At 72.8% G+C, this 24,956-nt stretch carries 25 protein-coding genes and 1 pseudogene; 16 read left to right on the top strand and 10 right to left on the bottom strand.

Annotation, left to right across the window (positions count from 1 at the left end):
* Positions 1-97 precede the first annotated feature (97 nt).
* Positions 98-1,603, top strand: coding sequence for a hypothetical protein (locus AC6CKD_RS08925; RefSeq protein ID WP_498326371.1), 1,506 nt, complete (start codon positions 98-100; stop codon positions 1,601-1,603).
* A gap of 33 nt (positions 1,604-1,636) precedes the next feature.
* On the opposite strand, the gene AC6CKD_RS08920 is transcribed toward AC6CKD_RS08925, so the two are convergent.
* Together AC6CKD_RS08920 and ypfJ are read right to left on the bottom strand one after the other, a co-directional pair.
* The gene (locus AC6CKD_RS08920) at positions 1,637-2,032 is read right to left on the bottom strand and encodes a VOC family protein (protein ID WP_498326369.1); all 396 of its coding nucleotides are present in this window, start codon (positions 2,030-2,032) and stop codon (positions 1,637-1,639) included.
* A gap of 70 nt (positions 2,033-2,102) precedes the next feature.
* Positions 2,103-2,993, bottom strand: coding sequence for a KPN_02809 family neutral zinc metallopeptidase (gene ypfJ, locus AC6CKD_RS08915; protein ID WP_498326368.1), 891 nt, complete (start codon positions 2,991-2,993; stop codon positions 2,103-2,105).
* Positions 2,994-3,280: 287 nt separating this feature from the next.
* On the opposite strand from ypfJ, the gene AC6CKD_RS08910 reads away from it, so the two are divergent.
* The 8 genes from AC6CKD_RS08910 to AC6CKD_RS08875 all read left to right on the top strand — a co-directional run bounded on the left by AC6CKD_RS08910 (position 3,281) and on the right by AC6CKD_RS08875 (position 8,760).
* A complete protein-coding gene (locus AC6CKD_RS08910) occupies positions 3,281-4,879 on the top strand; it encodes an ABC-F family ATP-binding cassette domain-containing protein (protein WP_266909769.1) in 1,599 nt (532 codons plus the stop codon).
* Positions 4,880-5,245: 366 nt separating this feature from the next.
* On the top strand, positions 5,246-5,467 hold the full coding sequence (locus tag AC6CKD_RS08905) for a helix-turn-helix domain-containing protein (protein WP_204357858.1): 222 nt from the start codon (positions 5,246-5,248) through the stop codon (positions 5,465-5,467).
* A gap of 170 nt (positions 5,468-5,637) precedes the next feature.
* Positions 5,638-6,417, top strand: coding sequence for an enoyl-CoA hydratase/isomerase family protein (locus tag AC6CKD_RS08900; RefSeq protein ID WP_498326367.1), 780 nt, complete (start codon positions 5,638-5,640; stop codon positions 6,415-6,417).
* Between the two features lie 242 nt (positions 6,418-6,659).
* A complete protein-coding gene (locus AC6CKD_RS08895; RefSeq protein ID WP_498326366.1) occupies positions 6,660-7,097 on the top strand; it encodes an Asp23/Gls24 family envelope stress response protein in 438 nt (145 codons plus the stop codon).
* A gap of 10 nt (positions 7,098-7,107) precedes the next feature.
* Positions 7,108-7,329 (top strand): hypothetical protein, encoded by a 222-nt coding sequence (locus AC6CKD_RS08890; RefSeq protein WP_498326364.1) that lies wholly within the window; start codon positions 7,108-7,110, stop codon positions 7,327-7,329.
* Complete coding sequence (locus tag AC6CKD_RS08885; protein WP_498326363.1) at positions 7,326-7,688, top strand: Asp23/Gls24 family envelope stress response protein; 363 nt, start codon at positions 7,326-7,328, stop codon at positions 7,686-7,688. The genes AC6CKD_RS08890 and AC6CKD_RS08885 overlap by 4 nt, the downstream gene beginning before the upstream one ends.
* A complete protein-coding gene (locus AC6CKD_RS08880) occupies positions 7,685-8,215 on the top strand; it encodes a DUF6286 domain-containing protein (protein ID WP_498326361.1) in 531 nt (176 codons plus the stop codon). Before AC6CKD_RS08885 ends, AC6CKD_RS08880 begins: the two co-directional genes overlap by 4 nt.
* A complete protein-coding gene (locus AC6CKD_RS08875) occupies positions 8,212-8,760 on the top strand; it encodes an alkaline shock response membrane anchor protein AmaP (protein ID WP_498326360.1) in 549 nt (182 codons plus the stop codon). The genes AC6CKD_RS08880 and AC6CKD_RS08875 overlap by 4 nt, the downstream gene beginning before the upstream one ends.
* Before the next feature lie 39 nt (positions 8,761-8,799).
* On the opposite strand, the gene AC6CKD_RS08870 is transcribed toward AC6CKD_RS08875, so the two are convergent.
* The 6 genes from AC6CKD_RS08870 to AC6CKD_RS08845 form a co-directional block, all read right to left on the bottom strand.
* A complete protein-coding gene (locus tag AC6CKD_RS08870; protein WP_498326358.1) occupies positions 8,800-9,555 on the bottom strand; it encodes an SDR family oxidoreductase in 756 nt (251 codons plus the stop codon).
* A gap of 10 nt (positions 9,556-9,565) precedes the next feature.
* Entirely contained in the window at positions 9,566-10,381 is an 816-nt protein-coding gene (locus tag AC6CKD_RS08865) for an SURF1 family cytochrome oxidase biogenesis protein (RefSeq protein ID WP_498326357.1), read from the bottom strand.
* A gap of 115 nt (positions 10,382-10,496) precedes the next feature.
* Positions 10,497-10,730, bottom strand: coding sequence for a metallothionein (locus AC6CKD_RS08860; RefSeq protein WP_112453882.1), 234 nt, complete (start codon positions 10,728-10,730; stop codon positions 10,497-10,499).
* Positions 10,731-10,833: 103 nt separating this feature from the next.
* Positions 10,834-11,811 (bottom strand): DEDDh family exonuclease, encoded by a 978-nt coding sequence (locus tag AC6CKD_RS08855; RefSeq protein WP_498326356.1) that lies wholly within the window; start codon positions 11,809-11,811, stop codon positions 10,834-10,836.
* A 49-nt stretch (positions 11,812-11,860) separates the two neighbouring features.
* Positions 11,861-14,545 (bottom strand): MXAN_6230/SCO0854 family RING domain-containing protein, encoded by a 2,685-nt coding sequence (locus AC6CKD_RS08850; protein ID WP_498326355.1) that lies wholly within the window; start codon positions 14,543-14,545, stop codon positions 11,861-11,863.
* Positions 14,546-14,694: 149 nt separating this feature from the next.
* On the bottom strand, positions 14,695-15,321 hold the full coding sequence (locus tag AC6CKD_RS08845) for a TetR/AcrR family transcriptional regulator (RefSeq protein ID WP_498326354.1): 627 nt from the start codon (positions 15,319-15,321) through the stop codon (positions 14,695-14,697).
* Positions 15,322-15,492: 171 nt separating this feature from the next.
* Between AC6CKD_RS08845 and AC6CKD_RS08840 the strand changes: the two genes are divergently transcribed.
* From AC6CKD_RS08840 to AC6CKD_RS08825, 4 genes are read left to right on the top strand one after another with little or no spacing between them, the layout of a single operon-like run.
* Entirely contained in the window at positions 15,493-16,290 is a 798-nt protein-coding gene (locus AC6CKD_RS08840) for an acetoacetate decarboxylase family protein (protein WP_498326353.1), read from the top strand.
* Positions 16,290-17,174, top strand: a complete 885-nt coding sequence (locus AC6CKD_RS08835; protein ID WP_498326352.1) for an SDR family NAD(P)-dependent oxidoreductase — start codon at positions 16,290-16,292, stop codon at positions 17,172-17,174. The genes AC6CKD_RS08840 and AC6CKD_RS08835 overlap by 1 nt, the downstream gene beginning before the upstream one ends.
* Before the next feature lie 10 nt (positions 17,175-17,184).
* The gene (locus AC6CKD_RS08830; RefSeq protein ID WP_498326351.1) at positions 17,185-18,480 is read left to right on the top strand and encodes an amidohydrolase family protein; all 1,296 of its coding nucleotides are present in this window, start codon (positions 17,185-17,187) and stop codon (positions 18,478-18,480) included.
* The gene (locus tag AC6CKD_RS08825) at positions 18,477-19,703 is read left to right on the top strand and encodes an amidohydrolase family protein (protein ID WP_498326350.1); all 1,227 of its coding nucleotides are present in this window, start codon (positions 18,477-18,479) and stop codon (positions 19,701-19,703) included. Before AC6CKD_RS08830 ends, AC6CKD_RS08825 begins: the two co-directional genes overlap by 4 nt.
* Before the next feature lie 113 nt (positions 19,704-19,816).
* Here the strand turns inward: AC6CKD_RS08825 and AC6CKD_RS08820 are convergent.
* Positions 19,817-20,260: pseudogene (locus AC6CKD_RS08820) on the bottom strand (NACHT N-terminal Helical domain 1-containing protein); the annotation flags it as partial.
* Between the two features lie 128 nt (positions 20,261-20,388).
* Here AC6CKD_RS08820 and AC6CKD_RS08815 point away from each other — a divergent pair.
* Genes AC6CKD_RS08815 through AC6CKD_RS08805 form a run of 3 tightly spaced genes read left to right on the top strand, consistent with a single transcriptional unit; the run spans position 20,389 to position 23,087 of the window.
* Complete coding sequence (locus AC6CKD_RS08815) at positions 20,389-21,285, top strand: sterol desaturase family protein (protein WP_498326349.1); 897 nt, start codon at positions 20,389-20,391, stop codon at positions 21,283-21,285.
* Positions 21,282-22,025 carry a lysoplasmalogenase gene (locus tag AC6CKD_RS08810; RefSeq protein ID WP_498326348.1) on the top strand — a complete coding sequence of 248 codons (744 nt, stop codon included), beginning with the start codon at positions 21,282-21,284 and terminating at the stop codon, positions 22,023-22,025. The genes AC6CKD_RS08815 and AC6CKD_RS08810 overlap by 4 nt, the downstream gene beginning before the upstream one ends.
* An 18-nt stretch (positions 22,026-22,043) precedes the next feature.
* The gene (locus AC6CKD_RS08805) at positions 22,044-23,087 is read left to right on the top strand and encodes a zinc-dependent alcohol dehydrogenase family protein (protein WP_498326346.1); all 1,044 of its coding nucleotides are present in this window, start codon (positions 22,044-22,046) and stop codon (positions 23,085-23,087) included.
* Between the two features lie 79 nt (positions 23,088-23,166).
* On the opposite strand, the gene AC6CKD_RS08800 is transcribed toward AC6CKD_RS08805, so the two are convergent.
* Positions 23,167-24,711 carry a S8 family serine peptidase gene (locus tag AC6CKD_RS08800; protein WP_498326345.1) on the bottom strand — a complete coding sequence of 515 codons (1,545 nt, stop codon included), beginning with the start codon at positions 24,709-24,711 and terminating at the stop codon, positions 23,167-23,169.
* Between the last annotated feature and the right edge of the window lie 245 nt (positions 24,712-24,956).

Raw genomic sequence — 24,956 nt, 5'->3', positions numbered from 1 at the left:
GTGGGGAGGAAGGCTTGTCCCGTTCTGTCCCTACGGGCCTTGTGGCAATGGCTGGTTCCGTTTGGGCTTTCGGCCAGTGACGGGCGAGACTGCTCACGTGACGTCCCGAAAGCCTGATGAGCAGTTGGCTCGCGACTCCAGACTCCGACTCGTCGCCCCGCGGTCCGTGGCCACGGCCCGCAAGGCGGTGACCGACCGGCGCACCCGGACCGCCCCGCGGCCTCCGGCGGGCACGCCCGCCACGGCCGACCTGGCGAACCGGGCCCGCGCCTCCCTCACCGACGCGGTACGGCTCGCCCGCTGGGCCGAGCTCCACCTCGGCGCCCCGGGTAGCGCCGGGCCCGCCCTGGCGGGCGCCCTGCCCGCCGCCGAAGCCGAACGCGCCGCCGGCCAGCTGAGCCTGACGCCGGGCCAGATCCGGGTCGGCTGGGACCGCGCCCGGCTCGCCGGTCTGATCGAGATGCACGGCGGGCACGCCCGCCCGGGCTGGCGCCTGCGCGCCTGGGACCGGGACGACTCCGCCGTCCTGCGCGGCTGGGTCGCGCTCTTCGACGCCTGGTCGCTGGTCCACCCCGCCCCCGCCGACATCGCCCCCGCGGCCGTCGCCGAGGTGGTCGAGGCCATGCCCCAGCTGCTCTCCCTGCTCCAGCTCTCCGCCGGTCCCGTCACCGTCCCGGATCTGCTGGACCTGCTCGGGCAGCGCGTCGACGAACTGCGCGACGAGCGGTGCGAGGTCCCCTACGAGACAGCTCAGACCGGCGGGACCCCTCAGGCTGTCGGGACCCCTCAGGCCGGCGGGACCCCTCAGGCTGTCGGGACCCCCCAGCCCGTCGGGGCGCCGCACGACGGCTCGGCGCCGGCCGTGGCGGCCGCGCCGCCCGTCCCGCTCGCCCGGCTGCTGCGCTGGGCGCTCGGCGGACTCGCCGCCGTGGACGCCGTCACCCTCGGCCCCGCCCGGGCCGCCCTTACACCGCTCGGGAGCTGGGCCGTCTGGGTCAAGCTGGAGCAGATCTGCGTGGCCGCGCAGAGCCCGGCCGGGAACATCGAGCAGTCCGCCGCCGCCATGCTCCACGGCTGCGCGCGGCTCACCCCCGGCCCGGCCCGCGCCGAGTACCAGGCCTGGCTCGCCGCCCGGCCCGTCGGCCACGCCGTCTCCGAACTGCTGCACGCGGCCCGCGGCGAGGACGCCCTGCTGCGCGGGCTGGCCTTCGAGGCCCTGCGCGTGGTCGGAGCCCCCGCCGAGCCGGAGGTGCGCAAGGCGTCCCGGGAGGCCGCGCTGCGCCCCTACGCCCTGCTCTGGCTCGCCGAGCACGACGGCGTCGACCCCGACGAGGCGCAGGGCGTGCTCACCGCCGAGGAGCAGACCTGGCTCTGGGTGGACACGGCGGCCGCCATCGCCGACCACGGCGAGGCCGAGCTGCTGGCCCGCCACCTGGACTCGGCCGTGCGGACCACGGTTCCGCGGCTGCTGGACGAGGTCCGCGCGGTCGGGCATCCCCGCACGGTGCAGGTGCTGGTCGCGCTGGCCGCCGCCCATCCCGATCCGGCCCTGGCCAAGGCGGTGCGCAGGGCCGCCTTCCAGGTGCACACCGGCGGCGCGTAGCGCCCCGTACGGGAGTCGGTGCGCGCCGCGGGCTCAGACCTGCGGCGCGTACGTCCCGAAGCTCCACACGTTGCCCTCGGCGTCGCGGGCCATGTAGTCCCGCGAGCCGTAGTCCTGGTCGGTCGGCTCCATCAGGATCTCCGCGCCGTGCTCGGCGGCCCGGCGGTGGTGGGCGTCCACGTCGTCGACGCACACGTAGACCCCGACCGGGCCGGCCGTCTCCATCACCTTGTCGAAGGCGCTGCCGGTGCCCTTGCTGCCGAGCATCACCACGCCGTTCCCGTAGGACAGCTCGGCGTGCGCCACCGAGCCGTCCTCACCCTCGTACACCGCGACCCGCGTGAAGCCGAAAGCCTCCGTGAGCAGTTGGATGGCGGCCTTGGCGTCGGTGTACAGCAAGGTCGGACAGATGGACGGAACGCCTGCCATGGCGATCACTCCCTCTCGTACCGCGGGCGGACGGTGAGCCACGTCACAGCATGGCAGGCGCCGCGGGAAGTCAGCGGAAGGTGTTGCACTGGGCCATGTCGCCCGTCCGGTAGCCCTGGTAGAACCACTGCTGGCGCTGCTCGGCCGAGCCGTGCGTCCAGGACTCCGGGGACACCCGGCCCTGGAACTTCTCCTGGATCCGGTCGTCGCCGACCGCGGCCGCCGCGTCCAGGCCGTCCCTGATGTCCTGGTCGGTGAGACTGGTGATCAGGGGCTTGCCCGTGGACTCGTCGGGGGTCTTCGTCGCGTTGTGGGCCCAGACCCCGGCGTAGCAGTCGGCCTGCAGCTCGACCCGCACCGCGTTGCTGTTCGCGCCCTGCCGGCCGTCCTGGGCCTTCTGCAGGGTGCCGGTCAGGTTCTGGATGTGGTGGCCGTACTCGTGGGCCACCACGTACGCCTGGGCGAAGGGGCCGCCGCTCGCGCCGAACTTGGTGCGGAGCTCGTTGAAGAAGCCCAGGTCCAGATAGACCTGCCGGTCACCGGGGCAGTAGAACGGGCCGACCGCCGACGTGGCCGCCCCACAGGCGGTGCCCACCTTGCCGGTGAAGAACACCGTCTGGGCCGGGCTGTACTGGGCCTTGCGCCTGGCGAACTCCTGCCTCCAGAAGTCCTGGGTGCTGTTGATCACCGCCACCAGCCGGCAGTCCTCCTTGGTGTTCGCGTCCTGACCGGTCTTGCAGCTCTGCTGCACCTGGGCGGCGGAGGAGGCGGTCGACGCGGGCTCCTGGCTTCCGTCGGACAGGCCGAGCTGCTCCGGGCCCACCCCGAACAGCAGGCCCATGATCAGTGCGATGAAACCGATGATGCCGCCGCCGACCGTGGCCTTTCCGCCGGGGATGCGGCTGCCGCGTACGTCCTTGACCTCGGAAGTGTCCAGATTGGCGTTGTCGTCGAACTGCATCCCGCACCGCCCTCCATTCCTGCCAAGGGGGGTACGAGTACACCCCTGCGGTGAGTATCAACCCGTTCATCCTCATACGCCCCCCAGCCGGGAGGCGTGTTCCCTGGGCCGAACGGGGGAGGCGGGGGCGGGGGCGGAGCGGGTCCCGGCAGGGGCGGGCGGGCCCGAAAGTAGTTGCGCACCCCCGGTAGAATGACTCCCATGGCAAATCTCCTCGCGGATTAGCGGCGTCGAAGCATCGCGTCCTGCCCCCCTTCCGCCGTCCCGACCCGCCCTGGAGTATTTCCGTGATCACCGCCACCGGCATCGAGCTGCGCGCCGGCGCCCGCATCCTCATCGAGAACGCATCCTTCCGTGTCGCCAAGGGCGACCGCATCGGCCTCGTGGGCCGCAACGGAGCCGGCAAGACGACCCTCACCAAGTGCCTCGCCGGCGAGGGCACCCCGGCCGGCGGCAGCATCGCCCGCTCGGGCGAGGTCGGCTACCTCCCGCAGGACCCGCGCACCGGCGACCTCGACGTGCTGGCCAGCGACCGGATCCTGTCCGCCCGCGGACTGGACGTCCTGCTCAAGAAGATGCGCATGAACGAGGAGCGCATCTCCTCCGGCTCCGGCGCCACCCGCGAGAAGGCGATGCGCCAGTACGAGCGCCAGGAGACGGAGTTCCTCACCAAGGGCGGGTACGCCGCCGAGTCCGAGGCCGCGACCATCTCCGCGGCCCTCGGCCTGCCCGACCGGGTGCTCGGCCAGCCGCTGCACACCCTCTCCGGCGGCCAGCGCCGCCGCGTCGAGCTCGCCCGGATCCTCTTCTCGGACGCCGACACCCTCCTCCTCGACGAGCCGACCAACCACCTCGACGCCGACTCGATCGTGTGGCTGCGCGACTACCTGAAGACCTACCGCGGCGGCTTCATCGTCATCTCCCACGACGTGGACCTGGTCGAGACGGTCGTCAACAAGGTCTTCTACCTGGACGCCAACCGCTCCCAGATCGACGTCTACAACATGGGCTGGAAGCTCTACCAGCAGCAGCGCGAGGCCGACGAGAAGCGCCGCAAGCGCGAGCGCCAGAACGCCGAGAAGAAGGCCGCGGCGCTGAACTCGCAGGCCGACAAGATGCGCGCCAAGGCCACCAAGACCGTCGCCGCCCAGAACATGGCCAAGCGCGCCGACCGCCTGCTGGCGGGCCTCGACGCCGTCCGCGTCTCCGACAAGGTCGCCAAGCTGCGCTTCCCGGACCCGGCGCCCTGCGGCAAGACCCCGCTGACCGCCGAGGGCCTGTCGAAGTCGTACGGCTCGCTGGAGATCTTCACCGACGTGGACCTGGCCATCGACAAGGGCTCCCGCGTGGTCATCCTCGGCCTCAACGGCGCCGGCAAGACCACGCTGCTGCGCCTGCTGTCGGGCACCGAGAAGCCCGACACCGGCACGGTCATCCCCGGTCACGGCCTCAAGCTCGGCTACTACGCCCAGGAGCACGAGACCCTGGACCCGGAGCGCTCGGTCCTGGAGAACATGCGCTCCTCGGCGCCGGACCTGGACCTGGTCTCCGTCCGCAAGACGCTCGGCTCGTTCCTCTTCTCCGGCGACGACGTGGACAAGCCCGCGGGAGTCCTGTCCGGCGGTGAGAAGACCCGCCTCGCCCTGGCGACGCTGGTCGTCTCCTCGGCCAACGTGCTGCTGCTCGACGAGCCCACCAACAACCTCGACCCCGCCAGCCGCGAGGAGATCCTGGGCGCCCTGCGCACGTACAAGGGCGCCGTCATCCTCGTCACGCACGACGAGGGCGCGGTCGAGGCGCTGGAGCCGGAGCGGATCATCCTGCTCCCGGACGGCGTCGAGGACCTGTGGGGTCCGGACTACCGGGACCTCGTCGCCCTCGCCTGAGCCGCTTCCGCTTTCGCTTCCGCTTCCGTGATCCAGTTGGTTCTGGATCATTCGGCTCAGACGTGATCCATCATCTGAGTGAGACGGTCTCATACCGTTCCGTGCTCGACGAAGGCCCCGGCCGCATCTCCCACGAGGTGCGGCCGGGGCCTTCCGTTTTCCCGCTCCGGCCCCTGACCTGGTGATTCATGCCAAGGGAACGGAAATGTGACGGAGGTCATGCAGCGGAAGAGGAGATTCCGTTCTGCTCGGCCGTCCACGGCTGAAGAAATGCCGCCGTACCGACCTTGCTGAATGGGTGGCCAGGAAGCCGGGGAGGGGTGATCATGAGAAGTCCAGAGCGCACTTCCCATAGAGGAGGCACGGGTGGCCGAAACTCTGAAGAAGGGCAGCCGGGTAACCGGCGCCGCGCGTGACAAGCTCGCGGCAGACCTGAAGAAGCAGTACGACTCCGGTGCGAGTATCCGGGCGCTGGCCGAATCGACCGGCCGGTCCTACGGATTCGTCCATCGGATGCTCAGTGAGTCCGGAGTCACGCTGCGTGGTCGCGGTGGCGCGACGCGCGGCAAGAAGGCGGCTACGGCCTGACCATTTGGTTCCCCTTGGTTCCAACGGTTTACCGTATTCAGCTTCACGGTTCCAGTTCCACCGTCCTTCGGTGACCCCCGGTCGGCTCCAGGGCCGACTGGGTGGTTACTGTGCAGTCACTTAGGCCGAGATCGCGGCCGAACGACGGCACAACCACCGGAGGCACACAGATGGCTCTGCTCGACAAGGACGGCGTACGGCTCACCGTCGACGACACGGTCGCCACGGTGACACTGACCAATCCGGCCAAGCGAAACGCTCAATCCCCCGCGCTCTGGCGGGCGTTGACGGAGGCTGGAAGGTCATTGCCGGGCACCGTCCGGGTCGTCGTGCTGCGCGGCGAAGGGCAGTCCTTCTCCGCAGGGCTCGACCGGCAGGCGTTCACCCCCGAAGGCTTCGAGGGCGAGCCGTCCTTCCTTGACCTGGCGCGCGGTTCGGAGGAACTGCTCGACTCCACCATCGCCGAGTACCAGGAGGCGTTCACCTGGTGGCGGCGCAACGACATCATCTCCGTCGCCGCCGTTCAGGGGCACGCGATCGGTGCCGGTTTCCAGCTTGCCCTCGCGTGCGATCTGCGCGTCGTCGCGGACGACGTGCAGTTCGCCATGCGCGAGACCGGGCTGGGCCTGGTGCCCGACCTCGGCGGCACCCAGCCGCTGACCTCGACGGTCGGCTATGCCCGCGCGCTCGAAATCTGCGCGACGGGACGCTTCGTCCACGCGGAGGAGGCGGAGCGGATCGGCCTCGCGAACCTGGTCGTGCCGGCGGGCGAACTCGACGCGGCCGTCCAGGACCTCACCACGGCGCTGCTGGCTCCGCCGCGGGACGCGGTGATCGAGACGAAGGCGCTGCTGCGGGGTGCGACGACCCGGGCGTACGACGACCAGCGCGCCGCCGAGCGAGCCGCCCAGGCCCGCCGTCTTCGGGACCTGGCAGGGCTGTCGGACTAACCGCGGAGCCGTTCCCGGGGACCAGCCCCCGGACCCCCGCTCCTCGGACGGCGGAGGGGCTGGATTCTGCCTGGCGTCAGCCTGCACGTGCACGCCGGAGGCCAGGTGTACCCAGCCCCGCCCGCGTTTGAGGAGCGGGTTCTGGGCCGCAGGGCAGAGTGCCCGCAGCCGCGTCGGGACGGGCGGCGAGGCCGGTCCCGGCTTACCGTGGTCGGGAGCCCCACCGTGCGAAGGGATCCGCCATGACCGAATCCGCCCCGGGCGGCGGGAGCACCGCCAAGCCCCCCGCAGACCGCGGAAGGACGACCGTCGCCGATGGCGTGGTCGAGAAGATCGCCGGCCTGGCCGCCCGCGAGGTGGTCGGCGTCCACGCCATGGGCAGCGGCAGCGGCCTCTCCCGTACCTTCGGCGCCGTCCGCGACCGCGTCCCCGGCGGGGCCAAGTCCACCGTCAGCCGGGGCGTCAAGGCGGAGGTCGGCGAGGTGCAGACGGCCCTCGACCTCGAGATCGTCGTGGATTACGGCGTGTCGATCCGGGACGTCGCCCGGGCCGTCCGTGAGAACGTCGTCTCGGCGGTGGAGCGGATGACCGGCCTCGAGGTCGTCGAGGTCAACATCGCGGTCGGCGACGTCAAGCTGCCGGACGAGGACGACGAGGAGCCGGAGTCCCGACTGCAGTAGAGGAGCCCGCATGAGCATGGCGGTCGTCGGCCTGGTGGCCGGCATGGCACTGGGGTTCGCCGGGTACTTCGGCGGCTTCGGGGCCTTCCTGCTGGTGGCCGCGCTCGGCGCCATCGGCTTCGTCGTGGGACGGTTCCTCGACGGGGACCTGGAACCGGGGGACTTCTTCCGCCCCCGGGGCCGCCCCGGCGACCGGGACGGTGGCCGCCGCGACCGGGACCGGGACCGATGAGCACCCCCCGGCCCACCCCGCCCCGCGTGCCCGCCGCCGAGCGGGGAGCCACCCGGATCGCCGACCGGGTCGTGGCGAAGATCGCCGCCCAGGCCGCCCGGGAGGCGCTGTCCCGGCCCGCCCCGGACGCGGCCCCGCCGCACGCCACCGTCACCGTGCACCACGACATCGCCCGCGTACGGGTGGTCCTGGAGCTTCCCTACCCCTCCGACCTCGCCGCCCAGTGCGCGGCCGTACGCCGCCGGGTCGCCCAGCGCGTCGAGGAGTACGCGGAGATGGCCGTACCCGAGGTGGACGTCGACATCGAGCACCTGCGGCCCGCGCGGCCCGCCGCCGGGCGGGACCGGCGGGTGCGGTGAGCGCCCGCTTCCGGTCGCCCCGGCGGCTCCCGGCCGCGGTGGGGGCGTTCGCCGTCCTCGGCGTGGCGGGGCTGTTCCTGTACGACCTGGCGGCGGTACGCGCCCATCGCCAGGGCATGCGCTGGCGCGACGAGCTCTCCCGCGCGCTGGAGCGGCACACCCCGGCCGACCCCGGCGTGCTGATCGGCGGCGCGGCCGTGGCCGCGGCCGGTGCCGCGCTGCTGCTGTACGCCCTGACCCCGGGGCTGCGCGGGATCCTCCCGATGAGCTCGGGGCATCCGGACGTCCGGGGCGGACTGGAACGCAAGGCCGCCGCGCAGGTGCTGCGCGACCGGGTCATGGAGGTGTCCGGGGTGCGGTCGGTGCGGGTCAGCGTGGGCCGGGCCCGCATCGGGGTCCGGGCGGTGTCCCACTTCCGCGAACTGGACGACGTACGGGCCGATCTGGACGCGGTGCTGGCCGTCGGCATCGACGAGCTGGGCCTGGCCCGCGAGGTGCGGCCGCGGGTGCGGGTGACCCGCCGGTGAGCCTCGGTACGGTGAACCGGGTCCTGCTCGCGCTGCTCGGGCTGGTCCTGCTGGCGGCGGGGGCCTCGGTGCTGACCGCGTCCGGACCGTTCGAGGGCCGGCACGAACCCCTGCTGGCGCCGCACGGGCGGGACTGGCCGGCGCCCTGGTGGGTGGTGCTCGCCGCGCTCGGGGCGTGCGTCCTGCTGGCGCTGTGGTGGCTGCTGTCCCAACTGCGCCGGGCCCGGCTCGCGGAGGTGCTCGTGGACACCGCGGACGGGGCGTTCGCGGTGCTACGCGGGCGGGCGCTGGAGGAGGCCGTCGCGGCCGACGTCCAGGAGGCGGTGGCGGGTGTGGCCCGGTGCCGGGTCACCTTGCGGGGGCGGCGCGGGGCCCCGGCCCTGCGGGTCGCCCTGGAGCTGGAGCCGCACGCGGTGCCGGCCGACGTGCTGGCGGCCCTCGCCGGACCGGTGCTGGGCCGGGCCCGCACCTCGGCGGCGCTCGCGGCCCTCCCGGCGGAGGCCCGCCTCCACGTCACCCCCCGCCGGGCGCGGCGGGTGACGTGAGGGCGGGGAGGTTCCGCACTGGCCCCGGGTGGGGACGGCTCAGAAGCCGTGCCGGGAGCCGCCGTCCACCGGCAGCATGACGCCGGTCAGGTAGGAAGCCGCCGGGGACAGCAGGAACGCCGCCGAGCGGCCGAACTCCTCCGGGGTGCCGTAACGCCGCAGCGGGATCCGCGACTCGCTGCCCGAACGGGCGAGGTCCGCGTCCCCGGACAGGGTGTCGAGCTCGCGGACCCGGTCGGTGTCGATGCGGCCGGGCAGCAGGCCGACCACCCGGATGCCGCGCGGACCCAGCTCCACGGACAGGGACTTCGCGAACCCGGCCAGGCCGGGGCGCAGGCCGTTGGAGATGGTGAGTCCCGGGATCGGCTCGTACACCGAGCCCGACAGGACGAAGCCGATGACCCCGCCGTCGGAGAGCTCGGCGGCGGCCGCCCGCGCGAGGCGGACCGCGCCGAGGAAGACCGACTCGAAGGCCGCGGTCCACTGTTCGTCGGTGTTGTCCGCCGCCGAGCCGGGCGCCGGGCCGCCGACGCTGATGAGGATGCCGTCGAGGCGGCCGAAGTGGTCCCGGGCCGCGGCGACGAGCCGGGAGGCGGCCCCGGGGTCGGAGTTGTCGGCGGCCACGCCGACCGCGTTCGGTCCCAGCGCCTTGGCCGCGGCCTCGGCGCGCCCCGCGTCCCGGCCGGTCAGCACCACCTTGGCGCCGTCGGCGGTCAGTTCGCGGGCGGAAGCGTAGCCGAGGCCCCTGGTGGCGCCGGTGACGATGTAGACACGGTCCTTCAGTCCAAGATCCATGCCCGACACGCTACGCGGTCGCCGCAGGCTCCCGCTCGGTCCCGGCAGCCGCGGTCCCGGCGGCGGCGGTCCCGGCGGCGGCCGCCTCGCGGTCGCGCTTCTCGCGCCGTACGAGCACGATCCAGCCCACCGGCACCGCCGAGGTGAACAGCCACCACTGCACGGCGTACGCCATGTGCGCCCCGATCGAGTCGTGGTCGGGCTCGGCGATCACCTCGGGCTCGCCGTCGGCCGGGACCGGGGCCGTGAGTTCCAGGTAGCCGCCGAGGACGGGCTTGCCCAGGTACTGCGCCTGCCGGGCGCTGTTGATCAGCATCACCTGACGGTCCGGCAGCCCCTTGCGGTCCTTGATGCCGCTGCCCCCGCTGGTCTCGTCGGCCTTCAGCCGCCCGGTGACCGTGACCTCGCCGGAGGGCGCGGCCGGCACCGGCGGGTAGGCGCGCGGGTCGTCGCCGCCCGCGATCCAGCCCCGGTTGACGAGCACCGCCCGGCCGTCGGCCAGTACCAGCGGGGTGAGGACGTGGAAGCCGACCTTGTCGTCGTTGGAGGTGCGCATGCGGACGACGACCTCGTGCGCGGAGTCGTACGTGCCGGTGGCGGTCACGGCGCGCCAGTAGTCGGCGCGCGGGACCACGTGGCCGGGAGAGGTGACCTCGGTCACGGGGACCGGCTTCGCCCGCAGGTTCGCGTCGATCAGCTCGTTCTGCGCGACGCGGTGCTCATGGCGGTGGAACTGCCAGAACCCCAGCTTGATCATCGCGGGGATCAGGACGAGGCCGATGAGGGTGAGGCACACCCACTGCCGGGTCAGTACAAAGCGGTACACGCCCACGACGGTACCCCCAGCGGCGAGGACCCCGGCGGCCGGGTGGCCGTCCGGGGTCGTGGCGGAGGGGAGGGAGGGGGGAGGCGAAGGGTGGGAGGGGAGGACGGGCCGGGGGTCAGACGCGGTCGGTGATGCCCACCTTCCCCTCCGCGCGGGCGCAGTGCCCTCCGCAGAACCACTGCCCCTCGACCTCGACGCCCTGCCCGATGATCTGGACCCGGCAGTGCTCGCAGATGGGCGCCATGCGGTGAATGGCGCAGGAGAAGCAGTCGAAGACGTGCACAGCACCCTGTGCGTGGACTTCGAAGGACATGCCGTAATCGTTCCCGCAGACTTCGCAACGTGCCATGCGCGGCATGCTGCGCAGGGCGGACCGCCGGAACAAGATCCACGGGGGTGAGTCGCCGAGCGTGCACCCGGCCGGCCCAACGGCGGCCCCGACTTCCCCGGGGTCAGTCCCCTGCCGGAGCCACGTCCCGCAGCAGCTGGGTGAAGGCCGCCTCGTCGACGACGGGGGTGCCGAAGGACTTCGCCTTCACCGTCTTGGAGGTCGAGGAGTCCGGGTCGTTCGTCACGAGCAGGCTCGTGAGCCGCGACAGGCTCGTCGCGATGTGCAGGCCCGCCTCCACGGCGCGGTCCTCCAGCAGCTCCCGGTCCACCGAGGTGTCCCCGGAGAACGCGATCCGCATGCCCTGCTTGAGCGGGGTGCCGTCCGCCCACCGCCCCGGATTCGGGTACGGGCACGGCGGCCGCTTGCGCGAGGCCCGCCAACTGGAGGAGCCCGCCCCGTACGAGGCCTGGTACCCGACGCGCGGGGTGGCGGGGGTGTCCGACCACTCCGTCAGCGGCCGGCATTCCAGCAGGGGCAGCCGTACGTTGTCCCGCGCGGCCGCGTGCAGGGACGGACGGAACGCCTCCGCGAGGACCCGGGCGTCGTCGAGCGCGTGGTGGGCGCGCTGCTGGACCACGCCGAAGTGCGCGGCGAGCGACTCCAGCTTGTGGTTGGGCAGCGGGAGGTTCAGTTCCTTCGACAGGGCGATGGTGCACAGCCGCTGGCGCACCGGAGCGGTGGCCTCGGCCCGCGCGTACTCGCGGGCGATCATCTGCCAGTCGAAGATGGCGTTGTGCGCGACCAGGACCCGGTCGGCGAGCCGGCCCGCGAACTCCTCGGCGATGTCCTTGAAGAGCGGCGCGTCCTGGAGCATGTCGCTGGTCAGGCCGTGGATCCACACGGGTCCGGGGTCCCGGAGCGGGTTGACCAGCGTGTACCAGTGGTCCTCGACGTTGCCCTGAGCGTCGAGCCGGTAGACGGCTGCGGAGATTATCCGGTCGTCGCGAGCGAGCCCGGTGGTCTCCACGTCGACGACCGCGTACCCCTGTGGGTACGCGGTCGGCCACATCGTCTCTGCGGTCGTACGGTCGGCGAGCATGGTCACAGAGGATATCGGCCCGCGCCGACACTCGAAGCCCGACGGACTTTCAGCCCAGCTCCGCCACGAGTTCCCCCGCCGTCACCCGGGCGAAGGACCCGGGTACTTCGGCGGGGCCGGGGAAGAGCCGGTAGGCCGTCCCCGAACCGCCTTCGGGGGCCACGCTCGCGCAGGTCAGCGCGAGGAACGCGCGCTTCCCGGCTGCCAGTTCGGCGGCCTCCGCGTCCACGTCCGGGCTGGGCCGGAGTTCCTCGGGGGGCTCCAGGGCGGCGATCCGCGCGGCGAAGGCGGCCGGCTCCTCACCGGCCGCGGCCCGGTAGAGCCACACCTCGCCGGACACCGAACTCCCGGTTGCCCGCCGGATCACCGCCACTTCCCGGGTGCGGGCCGCGGCCCGCCACACGCCGAGGTCCCACAGGGTGGTGCGGGCACCGGAGGTGAAGTGGGCCCACACGTCCGAGGCCGCGGCCGCGACCCGGTCGCCGCGCGGGGTGACGCTCTCGAAGGCGTCCGACGGCGGCAGGCGCAGGTCCGCCCACAACGCCCGCCGGGCGGCCAGGTCCACGACGAGCGGCACCCGGGCCCGCGTCGCGGGGCCGGTCAGGTCGAGGCGCCGGCCGGCCGTGCGCGGACCGTCCGGGAACGCGGGCCGGCCCTCCGCGGGCCGGGCCGCGAACCCGGTGAAGGCCTGCGCCAGCTCCTCGAACGGCACGGCGCTGTAGCCGGACACCAGCGGGACCGCGTACGCCTCCCCGCGTCCGACGAGCCCGGCCAGGTCCAGGTCGACGTACTCCGTGTCCCCCTCCGGGTGCCCGGCCGGTACCGGAGCCCGGCCGACGCCGCCCGGGTGCACGCCGCCCGAGTGCACGGCGCCGGCCCCGGGGCTCCCGTACACCGGCCGGCCGCGGTCGCACAGGCCGGTGAACTTCCAGTCGGCGTCGAAGAGGGCCACCGCCAGGTCCAGGTGTGCCGACTGGTCCCGGGCCCCTGCCCAGTGCAGGAACAGCCGCAGCACCCCGCCCTCGGGCAGCGCCAGGACGCTGCCCCGGGGGGCCACGCCCGCAGACCCCGCGCGGGGCCGCTCCCCGGAGGGCACGGGCAGTTCCGCCAGCCCGGAGTCCAGGACGGCCAGCTCGTACGGGTCGCCCTCCGCCCGGGCGAACCGGCGCAGCACCTCCGCCTCCAGCAGGGCCGTGGCCTCCGCGACGAGCGGGCCGGGAAGCGGCGGGCGGTCCTCGGTCACGGACCGGGTGTGGCCGGCCGGGCCCTTGGGGAAGAACACGCGCCGCGAGCCGGTCCGGTCCGCGGTGCGCCCGCGCAGGGCCCCGAGGGCGGCCAGCAGCGGGCCCGCGCCGACGGCGGGGAGCCCGAGGGCCAGCTCCCGGGCCAGCTCCGGGACCAGGCGGTCGCCGGTGTGCAGCCGCAGCAGGTGGTCGAGGCGCAGGACGAGTTGCTCGGGGCGCTCGGCGGCCGCCGCGGCGCCGGCCCCGGGGTCTGCCCCGGCCAGGGCCTGCTCCAGCCGCCCGGCCCGGGTCGCGGGCCGGACCCGGTTGCCCGCCACGCGGACGGCGTCCGGGTGTGCGGCGGCGGTCTCCCGCAGGGCCGCGCCCAGGGCGCCGGACAGGACGGTGCCCCGCAGCACGGCGAAGGCCAGGGCGGCCCGGGGATGGCGGGCGTGCCCCTCGAAGGGGTGCAGCGTCTCGGCGGCCCGCTTCCAGGCCGTCGGATGGCGCAGCAGGTCTTCGACGAGGAGGGCGGCGGGCAGCGCGTCGAGTACGCCGAGCAGTGCGCGGCGCAGCGGCCGGGCGGGGGAGCGGAACCCGGACGGCGGTGGTGCGAGCAGCTCCGGATCCCCGCCGGACAGTGCGGCGAGGACCCGCAGCACGTCGGTGGCACTGGTCAACCGCCCGGCGAGCAGCGGCCGTACGGCGTCCGGGGTGGCGGCGCCCGGGAGCAGGCGGGCCAGGACCAGCGCGAGGGTCTGCGGTACGGGGATCCGCGCGGGCAGCCAGTCGGGCCCGGCCGGTGCCAGCCCGAACAGCGGCGGCAGGTCGGCGCGGTCCTCGGGGGACAGCGGGGCCGGCCGGGCGAGCAGCCGGGCCAGCACCCGGGCGGCGTCGGCCGCGGGGTCGGTGCCGAGCCGCAGCAGCCGGAGCGGGCCGGGAGGGATCCCGCTCGGGTCGTCGCCGCAGGGCGCGGGGTGCTCCGTAGGCGGGGGGTCCTCCGTGGCGAGGGAGAGGAAGGGCCCGGCCGGGTCGACGGGGCGCCGGCAGACGGGGCAGCCGGTGTGGTCGGCGCCGTCCCAGCAGGGGCCGCAGACGAGATGGGCGCACGGCGCGAGGGGACGCACCGGACGGGTCTCGGCGCAGAGCGCGCACGGCCGGGCGGGGTCCCGGCGCAGCAGGGCGAGGACGCGGTCGGTGTACCAGCGCTCGGTGTCGTGCGGGATGGAGAAGGGGAAGCGGCGGAAGGCCGGCCGGTGCCCCCGGTCGGCGTCCGCGAGGCCGTCGGCCAGCGCCAGCAGGCGCGACCGCTCCTCGGCGAGGTCGGTCGGCGCGAGGACGGCCAGGGCGGCGTACAGCTCCCGGCTCATGGTGTGGCCGCGCTCCAGGAGCTCTCCCTCCAGAGGGCGGACCCCCTCGGTGCCGGGCGAAGCGGCGGCCGACGGCCGGTCGACGTAGACGGTCCCGAGCCGGCGCAGCATGAGCTCGTCGGTGGATCGGATGACGGGCACGGCCTGGTGTTCCTCGTTTTCCTCCGCGAACGAAAAACGGGGGCGGAGAGAGGGCGCGCGGACTTTTCGTGAAAGGGAGAGGATGCACGCCGGGGAGCCGCCCCCGTGGAGCAGATCCCACCACGGGCGGTCGCCCGGCGGCAAACCGGTTACCCGGCCGGTGGCGCCAGCAAGGCCTGTACCAAGGCCCTCAGGGACAGTTGGAACAGTCGTTCGGGATCCACCGGCCGGGCCAGCGCGCGGGCGAGCGGCGGGTCGTGCGGGGCGTCGGCCGGGTCCCAGAGCTCGCTCTCGGCGGGGGACTGTGCGGGGGAGCGTTCGCGATTGCGCTCGACCAGGACGAAGCCGATGATCTGGAACTGGATCGCGCGCACCGCGTCCGCGGCCCGGGTCCCGCGCAGGCCGGCCGCGTGCACCTCGTGCACCAGGGCCTGCTGGGCGGGCAGGAACATCCGGTCGGTGAGGCCGCGCTCGTGGACCATCGCGATCAGGTGCGGGCGCTCGCGCAGCTCGCGGCGCAGGGTCCGGGCGACCGAGAGGATCCGGTCCCCGGGGTCGCGGCCGGCCGGCCGGATGGCGCCCACCTCCTCCACGGTCCGCTCCACGAGGGCGTCGAGCAGTGATTCGCGGTTGCCGACGTGCCAGTAGATCGAGGTCACCGCGGTGCCCAGCTCGGCGGCGAGCTTGCGCATGGTCAGGGCGGCCGGCCCGTGCTGTTTGACCAGGGACGCGGCGGCGTCCAGCACCTCCGCGCGGGTCAGCGTGGTTCTGGCCATCGTGTCCGTCCCAACTTGCTGTCGATCCGTCAGATCGGTTACGTGCAAGGGTCTTTACCCTTCATCGCTGTCGGTGTAACTGTGTTACAGAACCGACTGCGTCAGAACCGATTGCGTCAGAACCGATTGCGTCAGAACCGACTGCGTCCTAGACGAAGGATGGTGCGACAGATGGCACGCGTACGGTACGGAGCGCGCACCGAGGCCGAGATCGCCGCTTCGCGCGAAAAGAGTTCCAAGCTCCCCGACATCTGGTCCACCGGTGTGGTGGCGGTCTGGGAGACCGACCCGGACGTCGTGGCGGCGGTCCTCCCGCCGCCGCTGAAGCCCACGGAGCGGCCCCTGGTGCGGGCCAACATCAGCAAGGTGGACCTGCCCGGCTACCCGCTCGGCGCCGGCTCGGTGGCCGTCGCCGCCCAGCACGACGGGGTCGAGGGCTGGTACCCGCTGGTCATGCCGATGAGCATGGAGCGCGCCCTGATCGGAGGCCGCGAGGTCTTCGGCGAACCGAAGAAGCTCGGCGAGATCACCGTGGAGCGCGACGGCCTGGTCGTCCGGGCCTCCCTCGCCCGGCACGGCATCGCCTTCGTGGAGGTGCGCGGGGCGGTGGACCGCGAACTGCCGCTGCCCGAGCCCACCGTGAAGACCGACTTCTACTTCAAATTCCTCCCCGCGGTGGACGGTTCGGGCTTCGACGCCGATCCGGTGCTGGTGCACTGCACCCGCAACGAGAAGGTCCGCAAGCTGGAGCACGTCACCGGCGACGTGGTGCTCCGCGAGTCGATGTTCGACCCCGTCGCCGACCTCCCCGTACGCCGCCTCGTCGAGCTCACCATCGGCGAGAAGACCACCGACCAGCGGGGCAAGGTCGTCGAGCGGGTCAGCGCCCAGGCCCTGCTCCCGTACATCCACCAGCGCTACGACGACCCGATGCAGATCCTCGACGGACCGCCCGAGGGGAGCGTCTGATGCGGCTCGAACCGGGACAGGTGGCCGTGGTCACCGGAGCCGCCAGTGGTATCGGCCTCGCGATGGCCCGCCGCTTCGCCGCCGAGGGGCTGAAGGTGGTCCTCGCCGACGTGGAGGAGGGCGCCCTGCGCAAGGCCGCCGACGAACTCGCCGCGGACGGCGCCGAGGTGCTCGCCCAACTCGTCGACGTCAGCGACCGCGACTCCGTGATCTCCCTCGCGGACGCCGCGTACGAGACCTTCGGCGCCGTGCACGTGCTCTGCAACAACGCGGGCGTCGGCTCCGGCGCCGAGGGCCGCATGTGGGAGCACGAACCCAACGACTGGAAATGGGCCTTCTCCGTCAACGTCTGGGGCGTCTTCCACGGCATCCAGGCCTTCGTCCCCCGCATGATCGCGGGCGGCGGCCCCGGCCACATCGTCAACACCTCCTCCGGCGACGGCGGCATCGCCCCGCTTCCGACCGCCTCCGTCTACGCGGTCACCAAGGCGGCCGTGGTCACCATGACCGAGTCGCTCTACGCCCATCTCAAGGCGGAGGGCGCGGCCATCGGCGCCTCCGTGCTCTTCCCCGGACCGCACATGCTGCGCACCGGCCTGTGGGAGTCGCACCGCAACCGGCCCGACCGGTACGCGAAGGAGCGCCCGCGCAAGTCCCCGTACCGCAGCCTCGACCAGTACGAGGCCGCCATGAAGCAGGCCGGCCAGGAGGTGAACTTCACTCCGGTCGAGGACGTCGCGGACCACGTCGTGGACGGCATCCGCGCCGACCGCTTCTGGATGCTGCCCGACAGCGAGCACAGCGACCGGCAGATCCGCGCCCGGTCGCAGTCGATGCTCGACCGCGCCAACCCCGCCTACCTGGAAAGCTTCATCCTTGACTGAGGGTGCCCACATGAACGCCGAAAGCGCGCACGAAGATCCTTACCTGATCATCTCCTCCGACTGCCACGCGGGGCTGCCGACCGAGCAGTACCGCCCCTACCTGGACAGTGCCTTCCACCCGCAGTTCGACGAGTTCCTCGGTGAGCGCGACGCCCGCCGCGCCGAGGCCACCAAGCTCGGCGTGCGCAACGAGGCCTTCGCCGAGAAGTGGTTCCACGACCACGAGGAAGGCCTCAAGGGCGGCTGGGACGTCACCCAGCGGCTGAAGGAACTCGACGGCGACGGCGTGGCCGCCGAAGTCGTCTTCCCCGACGCCGACGCCGTGGACAGCCAGACCGCGGCCCCCTTCGGAGTGGGCCTCGGCCTCTCCGGGGACCAGGACCCCGAGCTCGGCATGGCCGGCGCCCAGGCGCACAACCGCTGGCTCGCCGAGTTCGTCTCGGAGAACCCCGAGCGGCACTGCGGGGTGGCCCTGCTGCCCATCACCGGCGATCCGGACAAGGTCGTCGCCGAGATATACCGGGCCAAGGCATCGGGACTCGGCGCCCTGATGATCCCGGCCATGTGGGTGGACAAGGCCCCCTACCACGACCGCCGGTACGACCCGGTGTGGGCGGCGGCGGCCGAGACGCGGATGCCGATCGTCACCCACTCGGGGTCCTCGCCGCGCCACGAGTACGGGGACCACCTGGGCATCTTCGTCTCCGAGGTCACCTGGTGGCCGGCCCGCCCGCTGTGGTTCCTGCTCTGGTCCGGGGTCTTCGAGCGGCACCCGGGGCTCAAGTTCGGCGTCGCCGAATCGGGCTGCTGGTGGCTGCCGAACCAGCTCTGGTTCATGGACCGGCTCTACCTCGGTGCGCACGGCGGCAAGAAGCTCTCGCCGTTCGAGGAGCTGAAGCGGCCGCCGAGCGAGTACCTGGACCGGCAGGTGTTCATCTGCGCCACCAACACCAAGCGGCGCGAGCTGGCGCAGCGCTACGAGATCGGCGTGGACAACATCCTGTGGGGCTCGGACTTCCCGCACCCCGAGGGGACCTGGCCGAACACCCGTAACTGGCTGAAGAACACCTTCCACGACATCCCCGTCGAGGAGACCCGCCGGATGCTGGGCCTGGCCGCGGCGGACGTCTTCGGCTTCGACACCGAGAAGCTGGCGCCGATCGCCCGCCGCATCGGCCCCACCCCCGCCGAGCTCGGGCAGAGCGCGGACCAGGCGGCCGTCGAAGCCTCCTGGGCGCGCTCGCGCGACGTGGGCCGGCACTGGCTGACCGACAACGACTTCCCGGTGCTGGGGGTGAACCCGTGACCGAAGCACCCGACCGCTACACGGTCATCTCGGCCGACTGCCACGCGGGCGCCGACCTGCTGGACTACAAGCCGTACCTGGAGAAGCGCCACCACGAGGAGTTCGACGCCTGGGCCGCGACCTACGTCAACCCGTACGAGGACCTCCTCGCGGACACGGCCGACCGCAACTGGAACTCGCAGCGGCGCCTGGCCGAGCTCGAAGCCGACGGGATCGTCGCGGAGGTGCTCTTCCCGAACACCATCCCGCCGTTCTTCCCCAAGGCCTCCCTGATGGCCCAGCCCCCGACGGCGGCCGAGTACGAGATGCGCTGGGCCGGGCTCCAGGCCCACAACCGGTGGCTGGCCGACTTCTGCGCGGACGCGCCGGGCCGCCGGGCGGGCGTGGTCCAGATCCTGCTGAACGACGTGGACGCGGCGGTCAAGGAGATCCGCCGCACCCGCAAGGCGGGCCTGACCGGCGGCATCCTGCTGCCCGGCGTCCCGCCCGGCTCCACGGTCCCCGAGCTCTACTCGCAGGTGTACGACCCGATCTGGGCCGTCTGCGACGAGCTGGACGTCCCGGTCAACCACCACGGCGGCTCCGCCTCCCCGCCGCTGGGCGACGAGCCGGCGGCGCGGGCCGTCTTCATGGTGGAGACCACCTGGTTCTCCCACCGGGCCCTGTGGCACCTCATCTTCGGCGGGGCCTTCCGCCGCAACCCCGGGCTGAAACTGGTCCTGACGGAGCAGGGCTCCGGCTGGATCCCGGGCGTGATCGAGATGCTGGACTACTACCACGGCCGCCTGGTGGCGGCATCCTCCACCGCCGAGGCCAAGTTCGGGGCGGGGCTCGCGGAGTCCATGGGCAAGGGGCCGGGCGAGGTCTGGCGGGACAACTGCTTCGTGGGGGCGAGCTTCATGCGCCCCCACGAGGTCCCGCTGCGGGACCGGATCGGCCTCGACAAGATCATGTGGGGCAGCGACTACCCCCACGACGAGGGCACCACGCCCTACTCCCGCGAGGGTCTGCGCATCGCCTACGCGGGCCTGCCCCGCGAGGAGGTCGCCGCCATGGTCGGCGGCAACGCCGCCCGGGTGTACGGCTTCGACCTCGGCCTCCTCGACGCGGTGGCCGCCAAGCACGGCCCCCTCGTCTCGGAGGTCGCGCAGCCCCTGACGGAGGTCCCGGCGGGAGCCACCAGCCCGGCCTTCGCCCGCGGGGGCTCGGTCCGGGTCTGGTGACGAGACGGCTGCCCACCGGGGCGGCTCAGGCCTGGCTGGTCCTGAGCCGCTCCGGCGGGAACAGCTCGATGCCCAGAACCCGTGTTCCTCCAGCCCCCCGGGGGGCCGAAGCCCGGCAGGGTCGTCAGGTGTTCCACCGCGTGCTCGCAGCACAGCCGCACCAGCCGCCGGTAGAGGGCCTGGGCGCCCTCGTCGAGGCCCGGTGGGGGAGCCGGCAGGGTCGACGCCAAGGCCGACGGGTCCGGGTCGGCGGCGAAGAGGACCTCCGCGTCCACGTGGCCCAACGCGGCGAAGGCGTCGCACACCGCGTCCAGCGCCGCCAGCCGCTCGTGGTCCGGCAGGCCCGAACAGATCGGGCCCATGCGGTCGGCCAGGGCCTCGGTCAGCCGTCGCGTCTCCCGCTCGCCCAGCACGGCCGTCGCCTTGCGCCACCGCGGCACCGGGCCGACCGGGTCCGGCGTCAGCCCCGCCCCCGGTTGCCGGACCAGGAGGGACTTGACCAGCGTGCCCGCCGCCGTACCCGCCACCCGTAAGAGAACCGTCTCGAAACCCGTCATCCCCACGCCTTCCCCCCGCCGCGGACACCCGCACCCGGAAGCATCTCGTGAACCGCCGGTAACACCGATGGATACCGATCGGTAACAACCACTAGCCGAGCCCCCGAAGCCGCCTCTATGGTGCGGACATGCCGAACCTGCCCGATGTCGTGCTGTGGTCCATACCCGCCTTCGTCCTGCTCACCGTGATCGAGCTCGTGAGCTACCGCATCCATCCCGACGAGGACGCCGCCGGGTACGAGACCAAGGACGCCGTCACCAGCCTCGGCATGGGGATCGGCAGCCTCGGCTTCGACTTCCTCTGGAAGATCCCGATCGTCGCGGTCTACACCGCGGTCTACGAACTCACCCCGCTCCGCGTCCCCGTCCTGTGGTGGACGATCCCGCTGATGCTGCTCGCCCAGGACTTCCTCTACTACTGGCAGCACCGCGGTCACCACGTCATCCGGATCCTGTGGGCCTGCCACGTCGTCCACCACAGCAGCCGCAAGTTCAACCTCACCACCGCCCTGCGCCAGCCCTGGACCAGCGCCACCTCCTGGCCCTTCTACCTCCCGATGATCGCGCTGGGCGTGCACCCGGCCGCCATCGCCTTCTGCTACTCGGTCAACCTCGTCTACCAGTTCTGGATCCACACCGAGCGCATCGACAAGCTGCCCCGGCCGATCGAGTACGTCTTCAACTCCCCCTCCCACCACCGCGTCCACCACGCCTCCCAAGGCGGCTACCTGGACCGGAACTTCGGCGGCATCCTGATCGTCTGGGACCGGATGTTCGGCTCCTGGGTGGGGGAGACCGACAAGCCCGTCTTCGGCCTCACCAAGAACATCGGCACCTACAACCCGCTGCGCGTCGCCACCCACGAGTACGCCTCCATCGCCCGGGACGTACGCGCGGCCGCCACCTGGCGCGAGCGCGCCGGACGCGTGTTCCGCGGCCCCGGCTGGCAGCCCCCGCAGCCGGCGCAGCCCGCGCAGGCAGCCCCGGCCGCGACGTCCGCTCCCGCCCCGGAGCACGCCGCGTGAGCGCCGCCGGATCCACCGAGCGCGCGGGGTCCCGTACGCCGTCCTGGGCGCGCCCCGCCGTCCCCCCGGGCTCCGGCTCCGCCACCAGGGCGCTGCTCGTGGCCTTCGCCGCCGCCACCGCCCTGGACCTCGGATCCCTGCTGGCGGACTGGCACACCGGGCACCTCATTGCCAAGCCGCTGCTGATGCCGCTGCTCGTCGCCTACGTCATCACCCTGCGCGCCCCGCGGCTGCTGATCGCGGCCCTGCTGTTCGGCTGGGGCGGTGACCTGGCGCTGCTCTTCGACGCCGACATCGCCTTCCTGATCGGCATGGGCTCCTTCGCCGCCGGGCACGTCTGCTACCTCACGCTCTTCGCCAGGCACGGCCTCTTCGGCCGCCGCCGGACGAGCCCCCTGCTCGGTGCCGCGTACGCCGCCGCGCTCCTGTCCACCGTCACGCTGCTCTGGGGCGACCTGCCCGTGGAGCTGCGGATCCCGGTCGCCGGGTACAGCCTGCTGCTCACCGCCATGGCCTGCCGCTCCAGCGCCCTGGGGCGGCGGACCGGGCTCGGCGGGGCGCTGTTCCTGCTCTCCGACACGCTCATCGTCACCGGGGTCGCCGAGTGGCCCCAGCTGCCCCGGCCGGACTTCTGGGTCATGGCCACCTACGTGGTGGCCCAGTACCTGCTGGCCACGGGGGCACTCGCAGCGCAGCGGGCGTACGGTGGGGAGGCCCTACAGGGCTCCACCACTTCCTAGCCGGAGGACTGCACCACCATGCGCGCCACCGTCATCCACGCCCCGCACGACATCCGCGTGGAGGAGGTGCCCGACGCTGCGATCCAGCGCCCCGAGGACGCCGTCGTCCGCGTCCTGCGGTCCTGCATCTGCGGCAGCGACCTGTGGGCCTACCGCGGCGAGGCCAAGCGCCAGCCGGGCCAGCGGATCGGCCACGAGTTCCTCGGCGTCGTCGAGGAGACCGGCTCCGCCGTCTCGGGCCTGCGCGCCGGAGACCTCGTCGTCGCCCCCTTCATGTGGTCCGACGGCACCTGCGCCTACTGCTCCGAGGGCCTCTACACCTCCTGCGAGCACGGCGGCTTCTGGGGCTCGGTCGGCCACGACGGCGGCCAGGGCGAGGCCGTCCGGGTCCCGCACGCCGACGGCACGCTGGTGAAGCTGCCCGCCGACGCCGTCTCCGACGACCACCTGCTGACCGCGCTGCTCGCGCTCTCCGACGTCATGGGGACCGGCCACCACGCCGCGCTGGGGGCGGGGGTCCGCAAGGGCTCCACGGTCGCCGTCGTCGGTGACGGCGCGGTCGGCCTGTGCGGGGTCCTCGCGGCCAAGCGCCTGGGCGCCGACCGGATCATCGCCCTGGGCCGGCACGCCGTCCGTACGGACATCGCCAAGCTCTTCGGGGCCACCGACGTGGTCGCCGAGCGCGGCGAGGCCGCCGAGGCCGCCGTGCGCGAACTCACCGGCGGCCAGGGCGCCCACTCGGTGATCGAGGCGGTCGGCACCGAGATGTCCATGCGCACCGCCGTGAACATCGCCCGCGACGGCGGGGCCATCGGCTACGTCGGCGTTCCGCACGGCAGCGGCACCGGCCTCGACCTCGGCGTCATGTTCGACCGCAACCTCACCCTGCGCGGCGGGGTCGCGCCGGTCCGCGCGTACATCCCCGAGCTGCTCGCGGACGTGCTCAGCGGGGCGATCGACCCGTCTCCCGTCTTCGACCGGGCCGTCACCCTGGACGAGGTCCCGGACGGCTACCGGGCGATGGACGACCGCAGCGCGCTGAAGGTCATGATCAGGCCCTGACGGCGGGGCCCGACGACAAGGAAGGGCCGGGCGGGATGTTCCCCGCCCGGCCCTTCCTCCGTTCAGTGGATTCAGCCGGTTACTTGACGGCCTTCAGCGCGTCGACCACGCCGTAGCCGTAGTAGCCCGTCTGGCCCCAGCCGCTCTCGCAGGTGGTGGCGTCGATCAGGGTGCCCGCAGAGTTGAAGATCTGCGACGGGCAGTCCGCCTTGGTGGCCTGGCCCTTGAGCATCGCCTGGATCATCGCGGGCGAGGCGTGGGGGTGGGCGCTCTTGAGGAGCGCCGCGACGCCGGCGACGTGCGGGGCGGCCATCGAGGTGCCCTGCTTGTAGCCGTAGCCGCCGCCCAGGACCGTCGACAGCACGCGGCCGTTGGCGTCCGGGGTGGCCGGGACCTGCCACTTGTCGCCACCGGGGGCGGCGACGTCCACGACTCCGAGGCCGTAGCTGGAGTAGTACGAGCGCAGGCCCTTGTCACCGGTCGCCGACACCGTGACCACGCCCGGGAGCTGGGTGGGCAGGTCGAGGCAGACGCTCGGGTCGATGGTGCGCGGCACCGGGGTGGTGTCGTTCGGGCTGGTGTCGTCGAGGATCGAGTCGCCGGCCAGGTCGTGGTTGGAGTTGCCGGCCGAGGCCACGTGCAGCGTGCCCTTGCGCTCGGCGTACTTGGTGGCGCGACCGATGGCCTCCACCAGCGCCTTCTGGTCGTCGTCCGCCTTGCAGTTGTAGAGCCAGGGGTCGACGTAGTAGCTGTTGTTGGTCACCTCGATCCCCTTCTCGGCGGCGAACATGAAGCCGCAGACGACCGCTTCGGTGTAGAAGAGGCTGGTGCCGGGCTCGCTCACCTTGATGCCGGCGACCTTGACGCCCGGCGCGACACCGCTGATGCCGAGGCCGTTGCGCGGGGCCGCGATGGTGCCGGCCACGTGCGTGCCGTGGTCGCTGCCGTCCGCGTACGGACGCCAGGCGCCCTCGCTGGTGTCCGCGACGCCGCCGACACAGTTGGCCGACTGCTCCTTGGAGAAGTTCGGCGCGATGTCGGGGTGAGTGTCGTCGACACCCGTGTCGATGACGCCCACAGTGACGTCCTGGCTGCCATCGTTGATCTTGTGAGCCTGATCGGCCTTGATCGTCCGCAGGTCCCACTGGTTGGACTCCAGCGGCTCCTGACCCTCCTGGGCCGCCGCTGCCGCCTTGGCGGCGTCCGCCGCGCTCAGGTGCTGCGTCGCACCCTCGTCGGTGGTCTGCACCGGCGAGAGGGGGGCCGTACGGGTGGCACCGACCGAGTCGAACAGACCGCGGTTCGCACGCAGCTGCTTGGCGAAGTCCGGGTTCTGCGAGTGCGCGACGACGACCCCGATCTGCTCATAGGCCGTCACCACCGTTCCACCGGCCCGCTCAATGGCCTTCTTCGCGGCCTTCGCCGTGGCATAGGTCTTCAGGTTCGCCACGTACGACAGCTTCGGACCGGTCGTCTCGGCCGCAGAAGTCGTAGCCGCGTCCGCCGTGCCGCTCAGCGGTGCGGCCGAGGCCGCCACCGAGGGCAGGAAGGCGAGCGAGGCGGTGAGCGCCAGGCCGACCGGTATGGCGAGGGCACGCCGGCGGCCGGATCCCAGATGAGCCATGGGTTCTCCAGATCATCCTTGAAAAAGCCGTCCGGGCGCGGTCGCGACGGACGGGTTCATGACAGGCGAACTTAGCGTTTCTGTTCCCCTCTGCGCCATTAGTTCGAGGAATCAGTTCTCAAAGAAACAAACAGGTGTTGAACCACCCCGACGCGCCGGACGTGCCGTTGACAGGGGGGATCGGCACCACCGTCCCCCCACGGAGGTTGTTTTGTCCGTCATCCCCACCGCACCCGCGTCACAAG

The organism is Streptomyces sp. GQ60 (genome assembly GCF_059758875.1).
This window is presented reverse-complemented; position numbering and strand designations above follow the sequence as displayed.

Bases quoted from the DNA above. Each gene is read 5' to 3' on its own strand.
- AC6CKD_RS08920 (WP_498326369.1), bottom strand. From the start codon at position 2,032: ATGGCAGGCGTTCCGTCCATCTGTCCGACCTTGCTGTACACCGACGCC.
- ypfJ (WP_498326368.1), bottom strand. From the start codon at position 2,993: ATGCAGTTCGACGACAACGCCAATCTGGACACTTCCGAGGTCAAGGAC.
- AC6CKD_RS08900 (WP_498326367.1), top strand. From the start codon at position 5,638: ATGGCTCTGCTCGACAAGGACGGCGTACGGCTCACCGTCGACGACACG.
- AC6CKD_RS08895 (WP_498326366.1), top strand. From the start codon at position 6,660: ATGACCGAATCCGCCCCGGGCGGCGGGAGCACCGCCAAGCCCCCCGCA.
- AC6CKD_RS08890 (WP_498326364.1), top strand. From the start codon at position 7,108: ATGAGCATGGCGGTCGTCGGCCTGGTGGCCGGCATGGCACTGGGGTTC.
- AC6CKD_RS08885 (WP_498326363.1), top strand. From the start codon at position 7,326: ATGAGCACCCCCCGGCCCACCCCGCCCCGCGTGCCCGCCGCCGAGCGG.
- AC6CKD_RS08870 (WP_498326358.1), bottom strand. From the start codon at position 9,555: ATGGATCTTGGACTGAAGGACCGTGTCTACATCGTCACCGGCGCCACC.
- AC6CKD_RS08860 (WP_112453882.1), bottom strand. From the start codon at position 10,730: ATGGCACGTTGCGAAGTCTGCGGGAACGATTACGGCATGTCCTTCGAA.
- AC6CKD_RS08855 (WP_498326356.1), bottom strand. From the start codon at position 11,811: ATGCTCGCCGACCGTACGACCGCAGAGACGATGTGGCCGACCGCGTAC.
- AC6CKD_RS08845 (WP_498326354.1), bottom strand. From the start codon at position 15,321: ATGGCCAGAACCACGCTGACCCGCGCGGAGGTGCTGGACGCCGCCGCG.
- AC6CKD_RS08840 (WP_498326353.1), top strand. From the start codon at position 15,493: ATGGCACGCGTACGGTACGGAGCGCGCACCGAGGCCGAGATCGCCGCT.
- AC6CKD_RS08835 (WP_498326352.1), top strand. From the start codon at position 16,290: ATGCGGCTCGAACCGGGACAGGTGGCCGTGGTCACCGGAGCCGCCAGT.
- AC6CKD_RS08830 (WP_498326351.1), top strand. From the start codon at position 17,185: ATGAACGCCGAAAGCGCGCACGAAGATCCTTACCTGATCATCTCCTCC.
- AC6CKD_RS08815 (WP_498326349.1), top strand. From the start codon at position 20,389: ATGCCGAACCTGCCCGATGTCGTGCTGTGGTCCATACCCGCCTTCGTC.
- AC6CKD_RS08805 (WP_498326346.1), top strand. From the start codon at position 22,044: ATGCGCGCCACCGTCATCCACGCCCCGCACGACATCCGCGTGGAGGAG.
- AC6CKD_RS08800 (WP_498326345.1), bottom strand. From the start codon at position 24,711: ATGGCTCATCTGGGATCCGGCCGCCGGCGTGCCCTCGCCATACCGGTC.